The organism is Aeoliella mucimassa, assembly GCF_007748035.1.
GTDB classification, from domain to species: domain Bacteria; phylum Planctomycetota; class Planctomycetia; order Pirellulales; family Lacipirellulaceae; genus Aeoliella; species Aeoliella mucimassa.
On record NZ_CP036278.1, the window covers coordinates 6187990 to 6210086 of the forward strand.

General features: G+C 58.8%; 20 protein-coding genes. 11 read left to right on the forward strand and 9 right to left on the reverse strand.

What is annotated here, in order from left to right; translation table 11 throughout:
• Positions 1–176: 176 nt before the first annotated feature.
• The 6 genes from rpsI to Pan181_RS24350 form a co-directional block, all read right to left on the reverse strand.
• The gene (gene rpsI / locus Pan181_RS24330) at positions 177–578 is read right to left on the reverse strand and encodes a 30S ribosomal protein S9 (RefSeq protein ID WP_197528665.1); all 402 of its coding nucleotides are present in this window, start codon (positions 576–578) and stop codon (positions 177–179) included.
• A gap of 60 nt (positions 579–638) precedes the next feature.
• A complete protein-coding gene (rplM, locus tag Pan181_RS24335; protein ID WP_145251363.1) occupies positions 639–1082 on the reverse strand; it encodes a 50S ribosomal protein L13 in 444 nt (147 codons plus the stop codon).
• 1228 nt (positions 1083–2310) lie between these two features.
• On the reverse strand, positions 2311–2841 hold the full coding sequence (locus tag Pan181_RS24340) for a hypothetical protein (protein ID WP_145251365.1): 531 nt from the start codon (positions 2839–2841) through the stop codon (positions 2311–2313).
• An 815-nt stretch (positions 2842–3656) separates the two neighbouring features.
• The gene (locus tag Pan181_RS26830) at positions 3657–3779 is read right to left on the reverse strand and encodes a hypothetical protein (RefSeq protein WP_261342242.1); all 123 of its coding nucleotides are present in this window, start codon (positions 3777–3779) and stop codon (positions 3657–3659) included.
• Positions 3780–3792: 13 nt separating this feature from the next.
• A complete protein-coding gene (gene bshB1, locus Pan181_RS24345; protein WP_145251367.1) occupies positions 3793–4473 on the reverse strand; it encodes a bacillithiol biosynthesis deacetylase BshB1 in 681 nt (226 codons plus the stop codon).
• 108 nt (positions 4474–4581) lie between these two features.
• Positions 4582–5613 (reverse strand): GlxA family transcriptional regulator, encoded by a 1032-nt coding sequence (locus Pan181_RS24350; RefSeq protein WP_145251369.1) that lies wholly within the window; start codon positions 5611–5613, stop codon positions 4582–4584.
• Positions 5614–5936: 323 nt separating this feature from the next.
• On the opposite strand from Pan181_RS24350, the gene Pan181_RS24355 reads away from it, so the two are divergent.
• From Pan181_RS24355 to Pan181_RS24370, 5 genes are all read left to right on the forward strand, one after another.
• A complete protein-coding gene (locus Pan181_RS24355) occupies positions 5937–6590 on the forward strand; it encodes a PEP-CTERM sorting domain-containing protein (protein WP_145251370.1) in 654 nt (217 codons plus the stop codon).
• A 247-nt stretch (positions 6591–6837) separates the two neighbouring features.
• Entirely contained in the window at positions 6838–6999 is a 162-nt protein-coding gene (locus Pan181_RS26385) for a hypothetical protein (RefSeq protein WP_197528667.1), read from the forward strand.
• Between the two features lie 227 nt (positions 7000–7226).
• Positions 7227–8510: a cysteine desulfurase gene (locus Pan181_RS24360; protein WP_145251372.1), complete on the forward strand. Its 1284-nt coding sequence runs from the start codon at positions 7227–7229 to the stop codon at positions 8508–8510.
• Between the two features lie 231 nt (positions 8511–8741).
• Positions 8742–9521, forward strand: coding sequence for a peptide-methionine (R)-S-oxide reductase MsrB (gene msrB / locus Pan181_RS24365; protein WP_145251374.1), 780 nt, complete (start codon positions 8742–8744; stop codon positions 9519–9521).
• Between the two features lie 248 nt (positions 9522–9769).
• Positions 9770–10522: a flagellin gene (locus tag Pan181_RS24370; RefSeq protein ID WP_145251376.1), complete on the forward strand. Its 753-nt coding sequence runs from the start codon at positions 9770–9772 to the stop codon at positions 10520–10522.
• 1020 nt (positions 10523–11542) lie between these two features.
• On the opposite strand, the gene Pan181_RS24375 is transcribed toward Pan181_RS24370, so the two are convergent.
• Both Pan181_RS24375 and Pan181_RS24380 read right to left on the reverse strand, forming a co-directional pair.
• Positions 11543–12190, reverse strand: coding sequence for an IS630 family transposase (locus Pan181_RS24375; RefSeq protein WP_145244957.1), 648 nt, complete (start codon positions 12188–12190; stop codon positions 11543–11545).
• The gene (locus Pan181_RS24380; protein ID WP_145244956.1) at positions 12178–12642 is read right to left on the reverse strand and encodes a helix-turn-helix domain-containing protein; all 465 of its coding nucleotides are present in this window, start codon (positions 12640–12642) and stop codon (positions 12178–12180) included. Before Pan181_RS24380 ends, Pan181_RS24375 begins: the two co-directional genes overlap by 13 nt.
• 21 nt (positions 12643–12663) lie before the next feature.
• Between Pan181_RS24380 and Pan181_RS24385 the strand changes: the two genes are divergently transcribed.
• From Pan181_RS24385 to Pan181_RS24410, 6 genes are all read left to right on the forward strand, one after another.
• Positions 12664–13029 (forward strand): DUF4145 domain-containing protein, encoded by a 366-nt coding sequence (locus Pan181_RS24385; RefSeq protein ID WP_145251378.1) that lies wholly within the window; start codon positions 12664–12666, stop codon positions 13027–13029.
• A gap of 1419 nt (positions 13030–14448) precedes the next feature.
• Positions 14449–16113 carry a hypothetical protein gene (locus Pan181_RS24390; RefSeq protein ID WP_145251380.1) on the forward strand — a complete coding sequence of 555 codons (1665 nt, stop codon included), beginning with the start codon at positions 14449–14451 and terminating at the stop codon, positions 16111–16113.
• A 197-nt stretch (positions 16114–16310) separates the two neighbouring features.
• Complete coding sequence (locus tag Pan181_RS24395; RefSeq protein ID WP_145251382.1) at positions 16311–18230, forward strand: hypothetical protein; 1920 nt, start codon at positions 16311–16313, stop codon at positions 18228–18230.
• Between the two features lie 116 nt (positions 18231–18346).
• Positions 18347–19375 carry an S-methyl-5-thioribose-1-phosphate isomerase gene (gene mtnA / locus Pan181_RS24400; protein ID WP_145251384.1) on the forward strand — a complete coding sequence of 343 codons (1029 nt, stop codon included), beginning with the start codon at positions 18347–18349 and terminating at the stop codon, positions 19373–19375.
• Between the two features lie 93 nt (positions 19376–19468).
• Positions 19469–19687, forward strand: a complete 219-nt coding sequence (locus Pan181_RS24405) for a PLDc N-terminal domain-containing protein (RefSeq protein ID WP_197528668.1) — start codon at positions 19469–19471, stop codon at positions 19685–19687.
• 89 nt (positions 19688–19776) lie between these two features.
• Positions 19777–21456: an alpha-keto acid decarboxylase family protein gene (locus Pan181_RS24410; protein WP_391484005.1), complete on the forward strand. Its 1680-nt coding sequence runs from the start codon at positions 19777–19779 to the stop codon at positions 21454–21456.
• Positions 21457–21465: 9 nt separating this feature from the next.
• Here Pan181_RS24410 and Pan181_RS24415 read toward each other — a convergent pair whose 3' ends face one another.
• The gene (locus tag Pan181_RS24415; protein ID WP_145251390.1) at positions 21466–22008 is read right to left on the reverse strand and encodes a hypothetical protein; all 543 of its coding nucleotides are present in this window, start codon (positions 22006–22008) and stop codon (positions 21466–21468) included.
• Positions 22009–22097: the final 89 nt, after the last annotated feature.

The window sequence follows — 22097 nt, forward strand, 5'->3', positions numbered from 1 at the left end:
GGCGAACAAGAGCTTCTATTGTCCTTGGAGTACGCTAGCTTTGCAACGATTGTTTTGCCTATCGCGAAGCGAGATGATCGGGAGTGGGGAGAGGAGGAAGGCATCCGCGCATAAAAAACAGCCGAATCCCGGAGGAATTCGGCCGTTTGAGCGATTCGGCTGGTCTCGTCGGCGAATTAACGCTTCGAGAACTGAGTACCACGACGGGCACCGTGCAGACCGGGCTTCTTGCGTTCCTTCATACGCGAGTCGCGTGTGAGGTATTCGCCTTCGCGGAGCTTCTCGTGCAGGTCGCTGTCGTACTTCATCAAAGCACGGCCAATACCCTGCATGCAGGCACCCGCCTGGCCGGTGTTGCCACCGCCGTGAACGCGGATGATCACATCGACCTTGTCGCGAAGCTCGCAGCTCTCCAAGGGAGCCGTCACGGCGTTGCGATCTTGCGGAACCACGAAGTACTCTTCGAGCTCGCGCTTGTTGATGGTGATTTTGCCGCTGCCGGGACGAATACGAACACGTGCTACCGAGGTCTTGCGGCGACCAGTGCCAAGGGCATCGAGTACTTTGGTTTCGGCCATGAGTTGGATTCAGGGATCGGGATTCGAGGATCGGGAGTAAACCAGGCGGTGAGGCTTGGATTACTTAACGGCCAGCTCCACCGTTTCGGGGTTCTGGGCCTGATGAGGATGTTCGCTACCGGAGTAGATCTTGAGCTTGTCCAGCATTTTGCGGGCGAGCTTGTTCTTCGGCAACATGCGACGCACGGCTTCGCGAAGCACCCGCTCGGGATGCCGCTCAAGTTGCTCGCCGGCCGTGATCGACCGTTGACGGGTATAACCGGTGTACCAAGTGTACTTCTTTTGGTCCCACTTCTTACCGGTGAAGTGCACCTTGTCGCAGTTGACCACCACGACGAAGTCGCCGGTGTCGACATGCGGGGTGTAGGTGGGGCGATGCTTGCCCATCAACCGCACGGCAATGTCGCTGGCCAGCCGGCCCACTACTTTGTCGGTAGCGTCCACCAGCAGCCACTTTGGCTCGACATCGGCGGGTTTAATCATGGTAGTTTTCATCGATCGCACTCACAAATCGCGGAAATTATCTGCTTACACGCTAACTCCACCCCAGGGCGGGTCGCTCGCAAACTGCGGCCGGGCCCGACTACTTCACAAGCCCGACGCCTGGGCGACGCTCGCTCGAATGGGTAGCGAGAGTTTGGCGAAGTCCCGAAGATTACCAACTATCCCCCAGATTAGCAAGGGGCCGAAACCGGGCGTGGCTGCGAAAAAACGCCGGAAATACCAGCAAACTTCACGCAAGCTCCCAACTCCCTCGTTTTTTCGACCGGGAGGGGGCAAATCACTGGAGGTGGCACAGAGAAGGAGGGGATCCAGGCATCCCGATAGCAGCAGGAAACCCGTCGGCGCTTGGCATCCAATCATGAACTTACCCATCCCATCCTGTTGCTCTCCCATCCGTCCAGGTCTGCATCTTCCCGCATCGGCGGGATAGATTCCCAACGCTCGGCAAATAGATTCCCAATTTACCCACCGATGGGAAAATTGAATCTTCGCCCGCTCTATAAAACCAGGGATTTTCGCGCTCGAATAGATTCCCATTTCCCAAAACGCATCGAGTGGGAATCTATTTTCGCAGTGGGAATCTATCGCAAGTCGTTGGTATTTCATGGGTTACGGCCACTCCTCCTCTCAAATTGCTCAAAATAGATTCCCATGGGTGGGTAAGTATTCTGGTTGGGAGTTGGATGTTGGGAGTTGGGAGTTGGATGTAGAAATGTCATCTTGAAGGAGCTTCCAGCGACTGAAAGATCTAGCCTACCGCTTACAGCCTAAAGCCTACAGCTTTGCCACACGCGCAGCAGCGAACGCCCACACAAGCGGCATCGCTACAGCGCGCTTGCGTGGTAGATGGTTTCGAGCGATTTGATCTTCACTCGGTTACATCTTTCCATCCTCCAACTACGGACCACTGACGACAAACAACGGACAACACGTCACCTGTCCATTAGAACACCATCGATGGCCAATTTCCAGCGAAAACTGGAAGGAATCGTGCACTATTGGCTCGCGATAGCAAGCCCAGAACCTCGACTGAGAGGATTGAGGTTCTCTCCTCCTGGCCCGGCGGGGGGTGTATCCGGCGCTGCCTGCCAGAATCCGCCGCGCGGGGGGAGAAGGGGAGGGGGGTAACGCGAGGGGTAATCAATGGATGCAGAAAAGCGGCCGGCTGGAGCGAGGTCGTATCGGAGTATCCAGTAGCACAGCCGGCCGCCGGGGCAAACGCTCGTTGCTACCGGAGGGCGTCTTGAGCGAAATAATCGGAGATCGGTCGTTCGGCGATGCGCCCCACTTCGTCCTGCGTGCGCCGCTGGCCAACGGTGTGCCAGCCGCTTACTTCCTTGAGTTCGGGCATCATCTCGAGCAGTTGCTCGGCGAGCATGATGGCCATCCGCTCGGTACCTTTGTCGTTGGTACCTTCACGAATCGCCTGCACGGTCTTCATGATGCGAAGCAACCTCGCCCGATGCAGCACCGGGCTCGACAGCGGGGCGTCGGAGTCGACCAGCAGATTCGCGAGCGGCACCTCGAGCGCTTTCTGCCATGCGGCGAGCTGCGAGAGGGTAAGGTCGCACGTGGGATCCTCCTGTCGACGAATCTCTTCGGTGGAGAGTCCCAGCTTGCGGGTAATACTGCGAACCGATACTCCTTGTTGTCGGCGTACCTCGGCAATGCGATGCCGCACGACGGCTGTCTGGTTGTTGGAAATCGGCACTGCCGCTCCACTCGTTTGAGTTGTGTCCCAGTTATCAGCAACACTCATTTTGGTTGCCTCCTTACTCTAGTTCCGAAAAAGAAGAGATTCGCGGCCAAGCAATCATCGCTAATCTGTTCGAACCACGAATGCGAGTTGCCAAGCTCGCGCGTTTCTCTGGTCGCCAACCAGGCTCAAGGGGAGAGCGAAGGTTGGCGACAGTCTTACCCTTACCTACCGTGTACGAACCAAAGTGGGTTTGGTTTCAGCCAGCATTCACCAATCAAGGCAATGGATCGCTAGCAACCAAACTTGGGAGCTGGGTCGACGAGTGTGGGTAACAGACTGCTGGGCGGATTGCCGCGTGCCCAGCGATTGGCTCTTGCGGCGGGAGTTTCGTCCGACGAAACGGCAACGCGTTTTGTTGTTCCGAGTGTGCGTTGCTGATGACATGGTACCTAGAATAAATCGCCGGGCAAGCGAGAAACGCCGCTATAGCACGAGCGAAAAAACCTGTCCATCAAATGGACGTTCAATTCTGAGACTGTCAAAGATTTCAGTCACCCGTCATCTGTTGGATCGTGCAACACCCTCTTTGCATCGCGTGTAGCAAAACCGCACAAGAAAAAATGTCACTGCATATTCCCGAATTCGCGTGGACGAACGCGAATTGTCGAGTCATTCGCAAGCTTCGCCGCGAAATCGCGTGATTACCAGTCCCAAAACGAGCCAAACAAACGACACGACTCGTCGGCAATCGCACGGTTTTGGGCCCGCAGAGTGGTCGAGGGAGAAAGCGAAGTTTTCTTGCGAGATTCGTAGGTTCGAGCGAACGAAATCGAGAGCAACCAAACGAGATTTCACTCGGTTCACCGTCGATCGTTTTACCGCGAAACAGCCGTGGCAACAATCTGCGACACTTCTTGTTCGATGTCCATCTGTTCAATCCGTGCTTCGACCTGAGCATCGTCGGCAATCTGTTTCAACCGCCGTAAGACCTCTCGCAACTCGTCGTCCGCACTAGACCAATCCCGTCAGCGTACCGAGGCCCAAGGGTTCGCGGCAGTTGAACGGTTCGCCATACGCGGTGCCGATGGTTTTGCCCCAGTAGCTTGCTTCGTCGCGGAGCTTTTCGAGGAACGAGCCGTCGCGCCCGGTGATGAACTGGCTTTCGTACGCCTTGATCGAGGCAAACTTGGTTTCCCACTCGGCAGAGATATCGAGCACGAAAGCCGGCTGGAGGGTCATCTTCAAGTGAACACAGTAGTAGTTGTAGATGCGCTGCGGGTGGAATGGCTCGCCGGGCATGTCGGTCTTGGTGAGCTTCGACCAGAAGCGGGCGTCGTCCACCAGCTTGGTAGCCGCGGTGTGATCGGGATGCGCGTCGACCCAGAAGGGAGCAAACAACCACTTCGGGCGGGTTTGCCGGAACACGGCCGCCAGCTTCGCGCGATTTTCGAGCGTCGGCTCCAAACTGCGGTTGGGCAGGCCGAGGTTCTCACGCCACTGGAGACCCAAGATCTTGGAGGCCGCGGCCGTTTCGCGCTGCCGCAGCTCGGGCGTGCCATGCGGTGTCGGCTCGCCGCTGGTGAGGTCGAGCACGCCGACCTGCAGGCCGGCCGCCTGCATCTTGAGGATGGCCCCGCCCATGCCAAGTTCCGCATCGTCGGGGTGGGGAGCAATCACGAGGGCGTCGAGCATGGCGGAGTGGGGGGATGGCGTTGGTCAAACGGTAGAAGGGTGGGTGGTTCTAAGTATCTTCGCCTGCACTCGGTTGCGAGGCAACCGCACATCGAGGCTACAAACATCCTAGTCCGCCACCTGGCTTTCGCCCCCACGCTGGGGGCTGGGCATCCAGAGCGACGAGGCCTGAAAACGCTCGCGGTACTGTGTGGGCGAGACCCCATATCGATCGGCAAACCAGCGGCGCAATGTGCTTTCGTCGCCGCTGCCCACTTTCACGGCTATTTGCGAAACCCCCAGGTCGGTGCTCTCCAACAATCGCCGGGCTTCGTCTAAGCGAACAGCTCGAACAAACTCGCCCAAGCCGAGGCCCAGTTCGTTTTTGAACACGCGGGACAGATTGCGGGGGCTCATCTTGCAGACCGAGGCGAGTCGGTCGATGGTCAAATCGTCGTTTAGGTGCGAGGCGATGTAGACCTGCAGCTCGCGCAGGTTGCGGCGTTCCGTTCGTTGCCCCGCCAGCGGGGCGCTGAATTGACGCTGGTTCCCCGAGCGGCGGAGGAACAACACCAAGAACCGCGCGACCGCTAGCGAAACCTGATACCCCAAATCTCTTTCGACCATGGCAAGCGCCATGTCGATGCCCGAGGTTACCCCTGCCGAGGTCCACACTTTATCGTCGCCGACAAACAAGACATCGTCGACCACGCTGACCTTGGGAAACCGCTGCTGAAGCAACGCGAGCAAACTCCAATGCGTGGTTGCCCGCCGGCCGTCCAGTAATCCTGCTTCGCCCAGGAGGAACGCCCCCGAGCAAACCGAGCAGACTTGGTGAATGCGGGACGACTGTTCGCGAAGCCAATTGGCTAGGTACGCATCGTCGCTGCCAGCAGGGACGTCGGGATTACCACCGCTAACCACCAGCGTATGGGGCAGGCCCTCGCAGGCCGCCTCGTCCAAGGAGGCTTGAGCCATGAATCCCAAGCCGCTGAACGTTTCGACGCTGCGGTGTCGCGCGCCAACCACCCTTAGGTCGTAGTACTCCGACTCGGTAACCTCGTTCGCGCGGCGGAACACATCGAACGGACCGGTAATATCCAAAGGCGCGGAGCCTGGCGTCACACAAACCCAAACTCGCCGTGAAGAGAAACTTTCCATTCCCCAATTCTAGCGAGGTATTCCCGAGCCTGCTATTTGCGCGCAGACCGTTGGCGGAAGTTGTCCTTTATTGCCCGATGATCGTCATTGTTCGCTGCTGCCTGCCTTCTAGGATGAAACTGTGATTTCGCTTGGCGAACGTTTTGCTTGTCGACAGCGCGTTTGCCGCAAGGGCCTGTTTCGTTACTTGCAATGCACCGTGGTCTTAAAACCAGCGTGCGGCCAGTTGCAAGCACCTTATCAGGGGCAACACCATCGCAACTCTGTCTAGGGGACTCGGTTGGATGGTGACACTTAGAGTCTCAGCTTAGGAGATGTTTTGAATGGTTCGATTTACTTTAGCAGTGATACTTTGCGCAACTGTCTCGTCGATCGCTCGTGCCGAAATCGTGGTCGATCCGGCAGGCGACTTGCTGCCAACCTACAGTTCTGGTCCGGCCAACGGTGACCTGGACGTTTTGTCGTCCGAAGTGGTATTCGACCGGCAAGCCAATACGCTCGCCTTTACGGCTACCCATGCCGACGACATCGGCCTGACCGACGGGGCGTTGTACGTATGGGGACTCGACCGTGGACAAGGAACCGAACGGTTCCTGACCGGCGACCCCGCGATTGGAGCGGGAGTGTTTTTCGACTCGGTATTGATCCTCCGGCCCGATGGCACTGGCTCGTATGTCGACTTATTTAACGGGGGTAGTGTCGACCTGGCCCCAGGCAGCGTGTCGATCGATGGCGGTACCATCGCCTCGACCGAGTTGCCGTTGTCGTTGTTCCCATCCACGGGATTTGCTCCCGAAGACTACACTTGGAATTTGTGGCCTCGAGTCGGACTCGGGGCGAACAACCAGATTACCGACTTCGCCCCCGATGCTTCGAATGCGGGTCTTACTACCGTGCCCGAGCCTGCGAGTGTGGTGTTGGTAATGTTTGGTGCTGCCGCCGCTGCGGTTGGGCTGGTCCGCCGCCGCTTGGGTTAACCGCGCCCAGCTGCAGGCCGTCGTAAAAGAAGCCGTTCCCCCACGGGGACACTCTGCCCAGCTCCACCCAGGCAGAGTGTCCCCCTTTTTTTATTTGGGCAGTTCCCGGTCGGCAGGCGCGACGGTTTTGTTGCTTTTTGGAAGGGGGAAAAGCAATCCGCTAGCAGCGGAGCAACTGCTCTGGACTCGCGGACCGTGGTCTGCCACACTCCGCCCGCTTTCCACCTTTATTTGCAGCGAAACAGCCATGTTCCGTCGAACGATTACCTGCCTGCTCCTCCTGTTCAGCCTTGCGGCCGGCACCGGTTGCATGTCGTGGCGTATGCCCAAGTTCAACTTGAACGACTACCGCGATCCCCGGGCGGTCGACATCGATAGCCGGCTGGCCGACCCTCCTCCGCAGGACTGAGGTAGCAGTCAACTCCTTGCCGTTGTTGCTGGTCGCCCCGTAGGATGGAACCAGTGAGCCTCTGCACGCGCCGACCACACGAAGCTGGTCGCCTTGCTGCTTAACGCACCCCCCAGGCAGCGCACCGTTTTTGCCCCGCCCGCGATCGTGGTGCGGACGCGCGAGCGTGTGTGTGAGATGCCTCCCCGCCGAAATCGTTCCCCCCTCCTACGCTGCTACGCTCCGCCATGCCTGCTGTCGAAACCGCGCAATTACTCCCCGAATCGCTCCGCAGCGACTTTCCGATACTCGCCGAGCACGTGCATGGCGATCAGCCGCTGGTGTTTCTCGATAGCGCTGCGAGCAGCCAACGCCCGCTGCAGGTGATGAACGTGGTGCGCGACGTCTACGTCCGCGGCTACGCGAACGTGCATCGAGGCATTCACGTGATGAGCGAACGGGCGACCGACTCGTACGAGGAGGCCCGGCGCAAGCTGCAGAAGTTCCTCGGGGCCAAGTTCGACCACGAGGTGATCTTCACGCCGGGCACCACCGCGTCGATCAACACCGTGGCTCGCAGCTGGGGCAACGCGAACGTCGGTGCGGGTGATGAGATTCTGCTGAACCCGATGGAACATCATTCGAACCTGGTCCCCTGGTTCCAGCTGGCCGAGCGGACCGGAGCGGTGGTCAAGCACATTCCGCTCACCGACGATGGCCGGCTCGACCTGTCGCAGCTCGACAGCGTGCTCACCGAACGTACCAAGGTGCTGGCGGTCACGCACGTTTCGAACACGCTCGGCACCGTGAACCCGGTGGCCGAATTGGCTCGTCGCGCCCACGCGGTAGGGGCGGTGATTGTGGTCGACGCTGCGCAAAGCGCCCCGCACCTGGCGACCAACGTGGTGGAGCTGGACGTCGACTTCCTGGCGCTCAGCGGCCACAAGATGTGTGGCCCCAGCGGCGTTGGCATCCTGTATGGCAAAGAGTCGTTGCTCGAAGCGATGCCCCCCTTCCTCGGCGGCGGCAGCATGATTGGCCAAGTGACGCTCGATGGTTTCACCTCGGCCGGGCTGCCGGCCAAGTTCGAAGCCGGCACACCGCCGATTGCTCAGGCGATTGGCTTAGGGGCCGCGGTCGACTACCTGCAGTCGATCGGCCTCGAGCGGATCGCCCAGCACGAGCATGTGCTGGTGGAATACGCCTACGAGAAGCTCAGCGCGATCGAAGGGCTCACCATCCTGGGCCCTGCGCCGGAGCATCGCGCGGGCCTGGTGAGTTTCGTGCTCACGCAGCCTCACGCGCACGACATCGCCCAGTTGCTCGACCAGCGCGGCATCGCAGTGCGGGCGGGGCACCACTGCACGCAGCCGCTGCACGACTCGCTGGGCATTACCGCCAGCACCCGGGCGAGCTTCTACCTGTATAGCACCCTGGCCGAGGTCGACGCCCTGGCCGCCGGGCTGAGCGAGATCGCCGGGATGTTCCGCCCGACCGGCCGCCGACGCCGCCGCCGCAAAGTAGAGGAGTAGCGACGCATCGTCCGCTGCAACGACCAGTCGCAGCCTAGGCAAAACCGCCTTGTTCCGTGGCAAAACGGGCCGTATCGCCCCGCTCGGTGGGTGCCAGCGTACGATATTTCACCCTCGCGCAGCAGTTGTAGTTGCCATGGCCGCGTCGCGATCGTAGAGTTCACCGTACCCAGCCGAATACCTTGTTCACGCCTGTCGCCGACCGCATCCCTCTTAAACCAAGGGTTCCCAATGAAGTCGCTCATCGCTGCCAGCACTCTCCTATTTCTAGTTGCCATTACTCTGTTCGCGAGTAACAGCTACTCCGACGAGACCGCGACCACCGATACGCCCGCAGCGAAAGAGGTCGCCAACGAGCAACCAGCGACTCCGGCCGAAGCGACTGCTGAGAAGGCCGACACCGCGGAGACCGACGCCGAGAAAACCGACGCCGAAGCGAAGGAGTCGGACAAAGTGGTCCGCACCGATCGCGAATGGCGCAAGCTGCTCACTCGCGAAGAGTATCGCGTGCTTCGCGAGAAAGGGACCGAACGCCCGTACGTCAACAAGTACGACCACCACTTCAAACCAGGCTACTACATGTGTGCTGGTTGTGGGCAGGTGCTGTTTGAGTCGGACACCAAGTTCGATTCGGGCTGCGGCTGGCCGGCGTTCTACGCCGCGAAGGCCGAAGACCGCGTGGTCCGCACGCCCGACTTTAGCCTGGGAATGAATCGCGTGGAAGTCACCTGCGCCCGCTGCGGTTCGCATCTGGGTCACGTGTTCCAGGACGGTTACAACGTGCCGACCGGCGAGCGGTTCTGCATCAACTCGGTGTCGCTCAAGTTTATTTCGAAGCGAGCCGCCGAAGCCAAGGCGAAACGCGAAGCCGAGCAGCAGGCCAAAGAAGCGAAAGCAGCAGCGGCCAAGCAGCAAGAGTCGTCGCAAGCCGAAACGCCCGTCGACTCAGACGAACCGAGCGAAGAATCGCCAGCCCCCGCGGCCGAGGCTCCCCAAGCCGCCGACGAATAACCCACCGCGCTGCTCGGCATTCGAACTCGAGTTCCCATGCCACGAAGCCAGCAATCGTGGGACTTCATACTTCAAGCGAGTGTCGAGTCGCTTCTCTCCAGGCTGCGTGCGCTGCTTTTTGGCATCATCGCGATTGCTTCCCGCCTTTTTGTGGTTTTCCGATTGGCGAATGGGGTTTGTAAGCTATTTGTTTCAATGCGTACCACCTCTTTTCATTAGGCCTTGCCCCCTCTGTAGGAGCACTTGGTTTGATCTCACCACTCGGGCAGAACAGCTCAGCCATCTACGGACAGCTGATCAACAACCATAATCGCAACGCGCGTTCCGTGTTTACTGCCACCGAGCGTCTGAGCACGGGCAAGCAAATCAACCACGCCAGCGACGATCCGGCCGGGTTGATCGCTGCTGAGAAGATTCGAGGCGATATTGTCGAGCTCAATGGACAGTCGCGGGCAAGCAGCTACGAGCGTTCGCAGCTACACATTCGTGAGTCGGCAATCACTCAGGTTCAAGGTGTATTGAACGAAGTGCGGGGCGTGTTGGTCTCAGCGGCCGATGGGTTCAATTCGCCATCGCAACTTACCGCTTATCAGCAGCAGATCGACGCGTCGCTCGACGCGATAGACCAAATTGCCAATGGAACCACTGGAGTAAGCAATTCGGCGGCGTTGTACGAACTTCGCTCGGGTGGTGCAGCCAACGTGGTCGACGGTGATATGGAAGCAGCCTTAGCACTCGTCGAAGACAAGCAATCCGCCATCGTCAACGCCCGGGCGGCAATCGGCGCCTACGAACGGGCGGAACTCGACACCATCGAGCGCCTGCGAGAAGACCAGCAAGTGATCAACCTGCAAACGCTCAGTACGCTCGAAGACGCCGATTTCGCCACCGAAACAGCCAACCTGGCCCGCAGCCAAACGCTCACCAAAGCATCCATCGCTCTACTGGCGCTCACGAACCGTGACAAGGAGAGCCAAATGCGACTACTGCTAAACATCTAGGGCATGCGTCACAAGCTGTTTGCCTAAGATCTATCCAGGGTAATCTCGCGCGGAACTCTCCGGCGCGCACCCCTTGCTGGGGGACGATTCCCTTCAGGGAATCGGGTAGAATGACTCGGGCCGACTAATCTGCCCTGCCGCGGATTTTTACGAATGGGATATCCTCAGAGTCTCCTGGTCGTGTACCCGTTTCCTGTCAAACCACTATTCGCTAGACTGGCCATCGTGAGAATTTGAATCGCCATGCATTCCACTCACAATTATCTAGCTCAAGGTGTTATAATCCCGGCTTTAGAATCCTCACCCGAGAAGGCAAACTAGATCATGAAGTGGCGAGTCATCTTTGAGTCCAGCGGGACCGCCATTGAGATTCCAAACGTTATCGACGTAAAGGAAGAGAGCGGCAGCTTGCAACGAGTTGGCTTTGCAGAGCCCAAGTACGGAGCAACGGTTCGTGTTCGCGTGTCTGGCTACTCAGGCCCCTCATCTCTTCCCAATGGCGAACTCCACTGTATTAATGCGGAAGTGAGGTACTTGCTCCGCCATGCTAAGCTAAAGAACGTCCGCGAAAGCAATTTGGGCGTCCAGGAACTCATCTTTGAAGCAGAGAGTGAAGATGGAGTTAACAGTCCCCTGTTGTCGGGACCTGGGGAATGCTGACAAGTCAGAGATTTGGTGGTCATTTACTATAAGGGCGTGCAAGGTGGATAAAGTCCAAAAGCGGTTCAGCGAACTCAATACTCTTGGGCAAGCGGTTCAAAATTCCAAGAATCATGCTGATCTAGTGAATGCTGAACTCTATGTCCAGTGGCGCACCTCCGCCCATAGTCTGCTCAGAAGGGTTTTTGGCGAGTATCACCCTACACACCAGGCCTTCTCAAGACGCGTAATGGAAGTTGACAACAGTTCACGGACCTATGTGAGCTTTAGAAACATGTGGGCAGTCTTCCAATCCGCAAGAGACGAGTTTGAGGGCGGATACCTTTTCGACCTCACAAACCTAGTACGTCGTCCCGGAAGTCATTTCCTATAGAGTTCAGGGAAGACGCGTTTGGCGTCTTTTCGATGGAAGGTCCAATTGATTTTGATTTTCTTCCGATTGCGGTCGCGTGAACAGTGGGAGAGTTCGCTTTGAACCTTGTCGAGCGAAGCCAACCGACGTCCCAGGCATTGTCGCTGTATGGCCGAGATTTCGATCTCGGCCATGTTGAGCCAACTGGCATGCTTGGGGGTAAAATGCCACACAATCCGCTCCAGCATTGGCCGAGCCGCCTCCTCGCCAAAGGTTTCGATCAACGACTTCTCGTTGTGCGTGTTGAGGTTGTCCATCACCAGATGAACCCGCTCTGCGTCGGGATAGCGCTTCAAGAGGTCGCGGACGAACCGGGCGAAGTCGGCTCGCTTGCGGTGACGCTTGGCCTGAACGAATCGCTTGCCCGCCTTCGGCTCGACCGCCACGAACACGCTGCAGGTTCCGCAGCGGCGGTACTCGTAGTCCTGCTTCGCGATCTTGCCGGGTGCCGCGGGCTCGGGCGGCCGCGCGTCGTCGACCCTCTGATAGGGCTGCTCGTCGAGGCAGACGACCGGCTCGTTCGGGTCGAGCGGCTTCTCGTACTGCTCGAGGACGTCCTCCATCCGCTCACAGAACTCGTCGTTCAGCTTGGGCACGCACCAAGTTTTTTTCGCCACGGCTTCAGGTCGTGTTCCTTGAGCCACAGCGAGACCTCCGTCACGCTGAGCGAATCGACGAAGCCTTCCTTCACCGCGTGCTCGCACAACAATTCCAGCGTCCAGCGAGCCCGTCCCTCGGGCGGCTCGCTGCACGCCAGGGCGATTACCTGTTGCTGCTGCCGCTTGGTGAACTCTGGGGGGCGGCCCGAGCGAGGCGCATCGTACACCGCCCGCTGGACGCCCTCTTCGCAGAACCGCTTTCGGACGGCTCGGACGTTGCGCGTCGTGCAGCCCACATGCTCGGCGATCTCTTCGTCGGTGCATCCCGAGTCCGATTTCAATAATATCTGGCAGCGACGCACCACTTGCGCCGCGCGGGCGCCTGAGCGTGCTAGCTGCTCCAAACCTCCACGGGCCTGGTGGTCCAGGCAAACAATGTGCTTTTTCATTCCGCAGCATATAGCAGCGGAATGGATTTCAGGAAAGACGTACTAGTTCATGCAGAAGTCTTTTCGGACGAGTTGGAGCAAGCTGATCACTTCTTGGCATCTGGCTATAAGACCCCTGCCGCTGTTACAGCTGGTGTTGTTCTCGAGACCACACTTCGCAAGCTTTGTGAACAGACTGATAATGTCGAGGCATCAGAGAAACTCAACAAGATGAACGATGATCTGGCAAAAGCTAATGTCTACAATAAAATGCGAGCCGACCAGGTTCGGGCATGGGCAAAGATCAGGAACTCAGCCGCCCATGGTCATCCAGGGGAATTCGAAGATGGTGATGTAAAGCTGATGATCCAAGGCGTTCGAGATTTTGTTGCTAATCAGTTAAGCTGAGCGGAACTATCAAGTGTGAGCATCGCAACGGGGACAGGTCCATTCACTATCGCTTAGGTGAGATGCAGTAGTCTCCATGCACGGCTAGAACTGGCAGAGTGGCACCACTACAGCGTCCGCAAAATAGTTTCCATTGCTAGCTTGTCACCGACCCTTTCCCGATCGTATGTCGGCTCGATCATGATCCGCCACGTTACCCAATTACCAGCAGTGTGTTGGTTGCTTTGTGTGGGGCGTCGCGACACTCGGAGAACGGAGAAGCCAACGAGCCCGACGAACGATCGGTGTTAACGGGTAGCCTGGGACGTTAGAATCCGTTTTCTTCTAGCCACGGATGAACACGGATCGTCACGGATGGGGTCGCCTTTTGGGCTTCGCCAACCGACAACTGGGCGTGGGCGTTTTTGCGAAGTGGCAATGCGTCGTGCGCCCAGCTGTTGGTGCTACCCAGTTGCTCCGCTGTCACGGCGACTCTGCCATGCTGGCTCGATTCTCGCGCCGCACTCTGGTGCTACCCTCCCCGGGCCTGATAGCCCGACCCGTCCCGCAAGCGGGAGGGTGAATTTTGTGCTTTTATTCTCACCAGATTTCGCTGGGAATTGGCCACCTATGGTGTTCTAATGGACAGGCAACTGAGGCTGTCGGCTTTCAGCTCTCGGCTGTTGGCTTTTTAGTGATTGGAGGTGATTGCGATGTGATGATTGTTTTGAACTCGAACGACTAGCGACGCGCAGGCGAATGGTAGCCTGCGTGGGCGTTCACTGCTGCGCGGGTGGCAAAGCGGTGGTGGGGCTGCGTCGCTGGAAGCTCCTGGTCCCATCCTACGAGTCGCTTGTTGGTGACACGCCCGAAATGGCTAGCTGAGATCTTTCAGTCGCTGGAAGCTCCCTCAAGATGACATTTCGCATTCAGAACTCCCAACTTCCAACCCCCAACTCCCAACCAAGAATAGTTTCCCACCCATGGGAATCTATTTTGGGCAACTATCGCGGAGGTGTTGATGCAACTCATTACCCACCAACGACTTGCGATAAGTGCCCAGCGGGAAAATAGATTCCCACTCGATGCGTTATTGGGAATGGGAATCTATTCGCGACCGAAAACCGCTAGTTTTGTAGCGTGGGCGGAGATTCAATTTTCCCATCGGTGGGTAAATTGGGAATCTATTTGCCCAGCAGTGGGAATCTATTGCCGGCGTGGGAATCTATTCGGGAAGACTGGGGAACTATCCCATCTGGGGGAGTTAGAAAGAGCGTTGCCCGCAGGTTTTATGGAACTTTCCAAGTCGGCCGTGCGTCTTACGAATAGTAGTACGGAATGCTTGCAGACCGGGGGAATCTTACGTGACCCCGCATGCTGAGTCCGATATACTTAGGTAAGGTTGTACCCGCTCCACCTACTGTTTTCAGGAAGACTGTCATGGACCAATTGCTCGCTCAAGTGCGTCGCGCTCGCCGCCGATTGGTGGTCGAACAGTTCCTTCAGTATCTAGTGTGGAGTTTGTTTGCGGCGTTCATCGTGGCTGCCATTGCGATTGCGCTGCCGCAGTTGATGGTGATTCCCAAGCTGCCGGACGCCTGGGCGCTCGGCTGGTTGATTGGTGCCTGCGTGGCGGGTGTTGTGACCGCATCGGTGATGACCTGGCTGAAGTGCCGCACCGCGCAAGACGCGGCCATGGAAATCGATCGCCGGTACGATCTTCGCGAACGCGTGGCCAGCAGCCTGGCTCTGGCGCCGGCCGATCTGGAAACGCCAGCGGGTCAGGCGCTACTGCACGACGCTGCCCGCCGGATCGATCGCATCGACATCAGCGAGAAGTTCCGCCCACACGTTGATCGCCGCGCGTGGTTGCCATTGGTACCCGCGGTGGTGATGGCCGCGCTCATCGTGTTCGGCAGCAATCGCCAGGCGGTGAGTAGCGTGGAGCCCTCGGTTGTCTCGGCCGAGGCCAAAGCTCGCGTGAAGAAAGCCAACGAAGAGCTGCAGAAGAAGCTCGACGAAATGAAGAAGAAGGCCGAACTGAACAAGGTGGAAGGGGCCGAAGAGATGTTTCGTCAACTGCAGGACGAAACGAAGGACCTGAACAAAGACGACATGGCCGACCGCAAGAAGACCACGGTCAAGCTCAACAATCTGGCCAAGCAACTCGAAGAGCGTCGCGCCGAGCTCGGTACCTCCGAAGAGCTGAAAAAGCAGATGGAGAACATGAAGCAGCTTAGCGAAGGTCCTGCTGATAAAGCGGCGAAGGCGATGAAAGAAGGGGACTGGAAGAAAGCCCTCGAAGAAATCGAAGCCTTGCAGGACAAGATCGCGAGCGACCAGTTGACCGAAGAGCAGAAGCAAGCGCTCAATAATCAACTGAACGAAATGAAAAAGAAGCTGGAAGAAGCCGCTCAGGCGAACAAAGACGCCATGGAGCAGCTCAAGCGTCAGGTGGAAGAGCAACGCAAGAATGGCGACCTCGCGAAAGCGGGCGAGCTGCAGCAGAAGCTCGACCAGATGATGCAGAACCAGCAGCAGATGAACAACCTCGACAAGCTGGCCCAGAAAATGGGTGAGTGCCAGGAGTGCATGAACAACGGTGACAAACAAGGCGCCGCGCAGGCGATGAAAGACATCGCCGACCAGCTCGAGAAGATGCAGCAAGAGAACGACCAGATGGAAATGCTGGACGAAGCCCTGCAGCAGCTCGAAGACGCGAAGAACGCGATGGGCTGTGAGCAATGCAACGGCGAGGGTTGCGAAGCCTGCCAGGGGGGTGGTCAAGGCCAAGGCCAAGGTCAAGGTAAGGGCAACAAGATGGGCAACGGCATGGGCGAAGGCAAAGGGGGTGGCTTCCGTCCCGACGAAAAGAACGACACCCAGTTCCGCGACACCCGCGTGCGTCAGAAACCCGAACAGGGTGCGGCCACGTTCGGCGGATTCACCGATGGTCCGAACATCAGCGGCGATACTCAGGTAGCCGAGGAGCAGGAACTGTCGAGTGCGAACTCGGAACCTGCCGACCCGCAAACGAGCCAACACTTGCCGCGTACTCAGCGCGACAACGCCGAAGACTTCTTCAAGCAGCTTCGCGACCTATAAGCAGGCAAACCGCGGGTTTCTGCGGAATTTGTCGGTTAATCAGGCCACTCCCGTCAGCGATCGGCCCGCTGCTGTCGATGGACAACCCACGGGCAGCGGGGTAGATTGGGAAGACTTTGCCGGCACCGGGATTCCAGGGCGCTTGTACAAAAACGCCCCCCTCCGGCCACTCTGGATTGCGCTTAGGATTAACCGACATGCCTTCTGTGAATCGACTGCAACTCGCTTGCTGGACATTCGCTGCTGTGACGCTTATTGCAGCTCCCCTGACGACCTTCGCGGTCGATGGCGAGCTGGCCACCGCCATCGAAGAAGCCAAGACCAAGTACCAACCTGTTTCGCCCGAAGAGCTGGAGACCCAGCGTGAAGAGCTGGCCGCGGCTGCTACGGAGCTCGAAACCTTGCTCATCCCCGGCAGCGATCGGGGCGAGCGTTGGAAGCGTTACCTGAAGTGGGAGGGTGTGAAGAAGAACATCGACAACCCTGCCGATCCCGACCTGCAAGCGCTGGCCGAGACCCTCGATAAACTTCGCTCCGGCGCCGATGGCACCGAGCTGCCAGCGTTCCGCCGGGTTCGCGAGGCGATTGACCGTTACCTGAGCCTGGTGAATATCGGCCGGGTGAACGATCAGCAACGTGCGGTCGCCCGCCAGCTGGAACTGCTCACCAAGTACCTTGATCGCTACGAGAGCGAACCTTCGGCCCGCGCACGCTACGAGATTGAACGCCGGTTGGAGTTCTTCTCGAGCATCGATCGCACTCCCAAGCTCAACGAGTTGTTGAACGAACGCTTTGGACACGCGAATCTGCAGACGCAGATTTCGGAGACGATTATCAACAAGCTGCTGAGCGAACCGGTCGACAACAACTCGCCGGTGAACGACTGCATTCTCGGCACCTCGATCCACGGTACCGGTTGGACGACGGCTTCGGTCTCGATCGACCTGATGCCGAACGACGAGAAGGCGTCGCTGAAGATGACGCTCGAAGGAGTCACCCAATCGCAGACGGTCGGCTACAACGGCCCGGTGGTGATTCGCAGCAGCGGCACCACCCCGTTCACGGCCACCAAGCGGCTGGACTTCGAAGATAGCAACTTCTGGAACTACCCGGCCCAAGTGTCGGCCACCACTCGTACGGTGACCCAGAGCGTCCAGAAGCAAGGTGGCGGCATCGGTAGTCGCTTGATCTCGGCCATCGGCGAACGCCAGGTGGCGGAGAAGAAACCACAGGCCGACGCAATTGCCTCGCGACACGCCGAGCAGCGCATTGCCGAGAACATGGACGACGAACTGCTGCCGAAGCTGCAAGACGCCCGCTACGAGTACCTGCACAGCTTCAAGGAACCGATGGCCGATCGCGACGCCGAGCCTGGCTTCGTGCATTTCTCGAGTACCGACGACGCGCTGAACGTCGAACTGCTGCAGGCCGCCCGCGGACAACTCGGCGCCGACACTACGCCGGAGGGTCTGTCGGCAGCATACGACGTGACCGTGAATCTGCACGAGACCGCCGTGGCCAACATCATGACGACCTACCTCGGTGGGGCGACGGTCGAAAAGGCCACGGCCACCAGCGAGCCGAAGCTCGATGTCACGTTGCCTGAAGCGGTGACGAAGGCTATCGACAAAGCCCGCGAAGAGCGCGAGGAACAAGCTAGCGACGACACCGACGAGTTCAAGCCTTGGAGCATGCAACTGCGTCGCCAACGCCCGGTGACGATCGAGTTCCTCGACAACCAGGTTCGGCTCCGCTTACACGCAACTCGACTCACTGCAGGCGACTCGACCTACGACGGGTGGGACATCGTCACCACCTACGGGATGCAGGTCGAGGACGGCGGCCTCACCCTGGTGCGTGAGGGTGAGATCGAGGTGTTCCCCACCGCATTCGATCCGGCCGACGGCAAAGGCCTTAGCGGTCGCGAAGTCGGCCTGCGGGGCAATCTGGCCAAAGAGCTGAACCGCCAGGCGGAATCCGGCCGTGGTTTCCCCAAAGAGATCAACCTGCCGACGCTCGAGCTGCCGGAACGCATTGCCGACAAAGGCCCGCTGCTGATGCAAGAAGCTAAGAGCGGCAACGGCTGGCTCTCCATCGGCTGGAACCTGCCAGAGTAAGCTTCTGCTGCGAGAGGTAAGCTCAGCTCTTGAGAGTCGGTAGCATGCACCCGGCTTGCTCGGTTAGACTCTGTGCATTGCTTAAGACTTCGCACGCAGCACGGAACTCTCGAACCATGTCTACTCCCACCATTGAATGGATTGGCGGCGTCGACGGCCATTTGCGGTTGATCGACCAGACCAAACTACCCGCCGAAACGGAACTGCTCGACTGCGAAACTGTCGACGACGTGTGGTGGGCGATTCGCAAGCTTTCGGTCCGCGGAGCACCAGCCATCGGGGTAGCGGCCGCCTACGCGGTGGTGCTGGCGACCAGCGACTCGCACGAGTCGGTGAAGTCGGCCTGCGACCACCTGGCGACCAGCCGCCCGACTGCGGTCAACCTGTTCTGGGCGCTCGATCGCATGCGGCGCGTCGCCGACGACGCCGACCGCGACGAGCTTGCAGAGCGGCTGCTGGCCGAAGCCAAAGCGATACATTCTGAGGATGCTGAGCAGTGCGCGGCCATCGGGCGTCATGGGGCGGATTTGCTGGAACAAACCCTGGCCAAAGGAAGCGGCATTCTCACCCACTGCAACACCGGCGCGCTAGCCACTGGCGGCGACGGCACCGCTTTGGCGGTGCTGTTCGAACTGCACCGCCGAGGCTTTGGGCCGCACGTGTATGCCGACGAAACTCGACCGCTGCTACAAGGCAGCCGGCTTACCATGTGGGAGCTCACCGACCGCGGAGTGAAAGCAACGCTCATTTGCGACTCGATGGCCGCCCAGGTGATGCGTGAAGGACGCGTGGCTGCTGCCATCGTGGGGGCCGATCGCATCGCGGCCAATGGCGACTCGGCCAACAAGATCGGCACCTACGGAGTTGCTCTGCACGCGAAGGCTCATGGGCTGCCGTTCTACGTGGCCGCGCCGACCACCACGTTCGACCTGTCGCTGGCGACTGGCGCTGAAATCCCGATCGAGGAGCGGGCTGCCAGCGAGATCACCAAACCGGGGGGAGTGATGTTTGCTCCCGAGGGGGTCGAGGTCTACAACCCAGCGTTCGACGTCGCTCCGGCCGAGCTGATTGCCGGCATCATCACCGAGCGAGGCGTGATTAATCCCGTTACTACCGACACGGTGACAAAAATGGTGGCCAATTAGCCGCTGATTGCCAAGATCCCTCTCCAGTCGGCGAATAAACAAGCGAATAGTACCTGTTTATATGCCTTTGTGAGGGGAGGAGAGATGGTAGATTTGGCAATTGGGTTACCCTGCATCCTGATATTCGTGTTCCTGGCCATTGCAGCTAACATCTTTTGGCTCTGGATGTTTATCGAGTGTCTGGTGAAGGAACCCTCGGACACCAACGATAAAATCTTATGGGCGTTGGTGATCTTCTTTGGTCACCTGCTCGGGGCGGTGCTGTATCTGGTGGTTCGCCGCCATGAGCGGATCGCGATGTATGGCGAATAACCACTTTGCGGTACAATGCGGCTAGCCGGCGAGGTTTTGCTCGCTGGCTAGTCGACTCATTGCTTGCCCGAAGGAACGCCACTATGCCGATGACCGTGCCCGCCCACCCCCACCTTGGAGACTCGAATCCCTCGATCGGCGAGTACCTGATCCGCCGCCTCCAGGACTATGGCATCGCCGACGTGTTCGGCATCCCGGGCGACTACGTGCTGTCGTTCTATACGTTGCTGGAAAAGAGTGAGCTGAACGCCATCGGTTGCACCCGCGAAGACTGCGCGGGATTCGCGGCCGATGCTTACGCCCGCGTCAAAGGCATGGGCGCACTCTGTGTTACCTACTGCGTGGGTGGTTTGAGCGTGTGCAACTCCATCGCTGGGGCGTACGCCGAAAAGTCGCCAGTGGTGATGATCACTGGCTCGCCAGGCCTGCGCGAGCGGATTCACAATCCGCTGCTGCACCATATGGTTCGCAACTTTCGCACGCAGTACGACGTGTTCGAAAAGCTGTGCATCGCCGGGGCGGAGTTGAACGACCCGAACACCGCGTTCCGCGAGATCGATCGCGTGCTCGCTTCCTGCAAGCGATACAGCCGGCCGGTCTACTTGGAGATTCCTCGCGACATGGTGCATGTCCGCCCGGGACAAAACCCAGTGTACGAACACCTAGAGGTAGTAAGCGACACCCGCGCGCTGGCCGAAGCGGTGGAGGAAGCCGCCAAGCGAATTGAGAATGCCAAGCAGCCAGTGCTGCTGCTGGGCGTGGAGATCCATCGCTTCTCGTTGCGCGACCAAGTGCTGAAGCTGGCCGAAGAAGCAGGGCTGCCGATGGCTGCTACGATGCTTGGCAAAGGAGTGGTTGCCGAAACCCATCCGCAATACATGGGTTTGTACGAAGGGGCACTCGGTGAACCCGAAGTCACCAGGTACGTGGAAGAGAGCGACTGCGTGGTGATGCTCGGCACCTTTATGACCGACATCAACCTCGGCATCTACACCGCCGAGCTGGATCACAGCGATTGCATTTACGCAACGAGTGAAGAGCTGCGGATTCGCCATCACCATTACCACGATGTACGGCTCGACGACTTCATCGCCGGCTTGGCCGAACGGAAGCCGCGCCCGAAGCAGCAGCTTCCTCCCGCGCCGACCGACTGGAACAAACAGCCTTTCGTGCTGCAGCCTGAAGAGAAAATGACCATCTCGCGGATGATCGATCGCCTCGACGAGCAATTGGTGGACGACACGATCGTGATTGCCGACATCGGCGATTCGCTCTTCTCGTCGACCGAACTGACGACGCGCGGGCATACCGAGTTCATCAGCCCCGCCTACTACACGTCGATGGGCTTTGCCGTGCCGGCGACGCTCGGCGCGTCGACCGCTTCGCCCGAGGCGCGGGTGGTCGCTATCGTCGGGGATGGTGCCTTTCAGATGACCGGCATGGAACTCTCGAACCTCGTCGCCCGCAAGATTCCTGCGATCATCATCGTACTCAACAACGGCGGCTATGGCACCGAGCGACTCTTACACCCCGGTGAGTACAAGTTTAACGACATTCACACGTGGAACTACCACAAGCTGCCCGAAGTACTCGGCGGTGGCACCGGCTACGAAGTGTTCACCGAAGGAGAGTTCGATACCGCGCTGAATACCGCGTGGGATGATCGCTCTGGCCCAAGCATTCTGCACGTTCACTTGAGCCCGACCGATTCGAGCCGCGCGCTCGACCGCTTGGGTGCCAAGATGCAGCAGACCGTGGTCGGCGGGTAAGTCAGTCTACTACCAGTAAAACCGCTTCCAAGGGGACTCGTAACCGGCAAACTCAATCCCCAGCAACTGAGCCAGGAACACAGCTAACTGTTCCAGTGTTTCGCGATCCTCGGGAGTGATAGGTTGGCGACCATCCAGCTGAAAGAGCTTGCGACCATCCGCGATCGCTAGCGTGTAGTAGTCGGCTTCATTGTCGAGATTTTTGAGAAGGACAATCCGCATGTCGGGGCGAATATGCCAGCTTCGGCGGTAAATCGGCTGTCGGAAAACAGCATACGCGCGACTCGCAACGGTACCAGCCGCCAAGTCGATCGTTACCTCTCTCCGAAACGTAACCGTAACCACTACATAGAGAATGCCGATAACGACTAGCGGCCATTCGATCCATGGATTGCCACGGTCGTCGGTTGCGATGATGCAGAGAAACGTGCCACCCACGAGACAAACCACGAGCTTAAAGAACCAGTTGATCTGCCTGGTCCTTAATTCGTACAGCGAGTCCCGCAGGTCGCTAACGATCAAGTAGTCGGACAATTGTTCGGGCACTTCCATTCGTTGGTCTCCGCAGGGAAGAGCAATGCATGGTAAGTCTCCCCAAAACCAACAGCCCGGCGAGTTGAAGCTCGCCGGGCTGAGGTGCT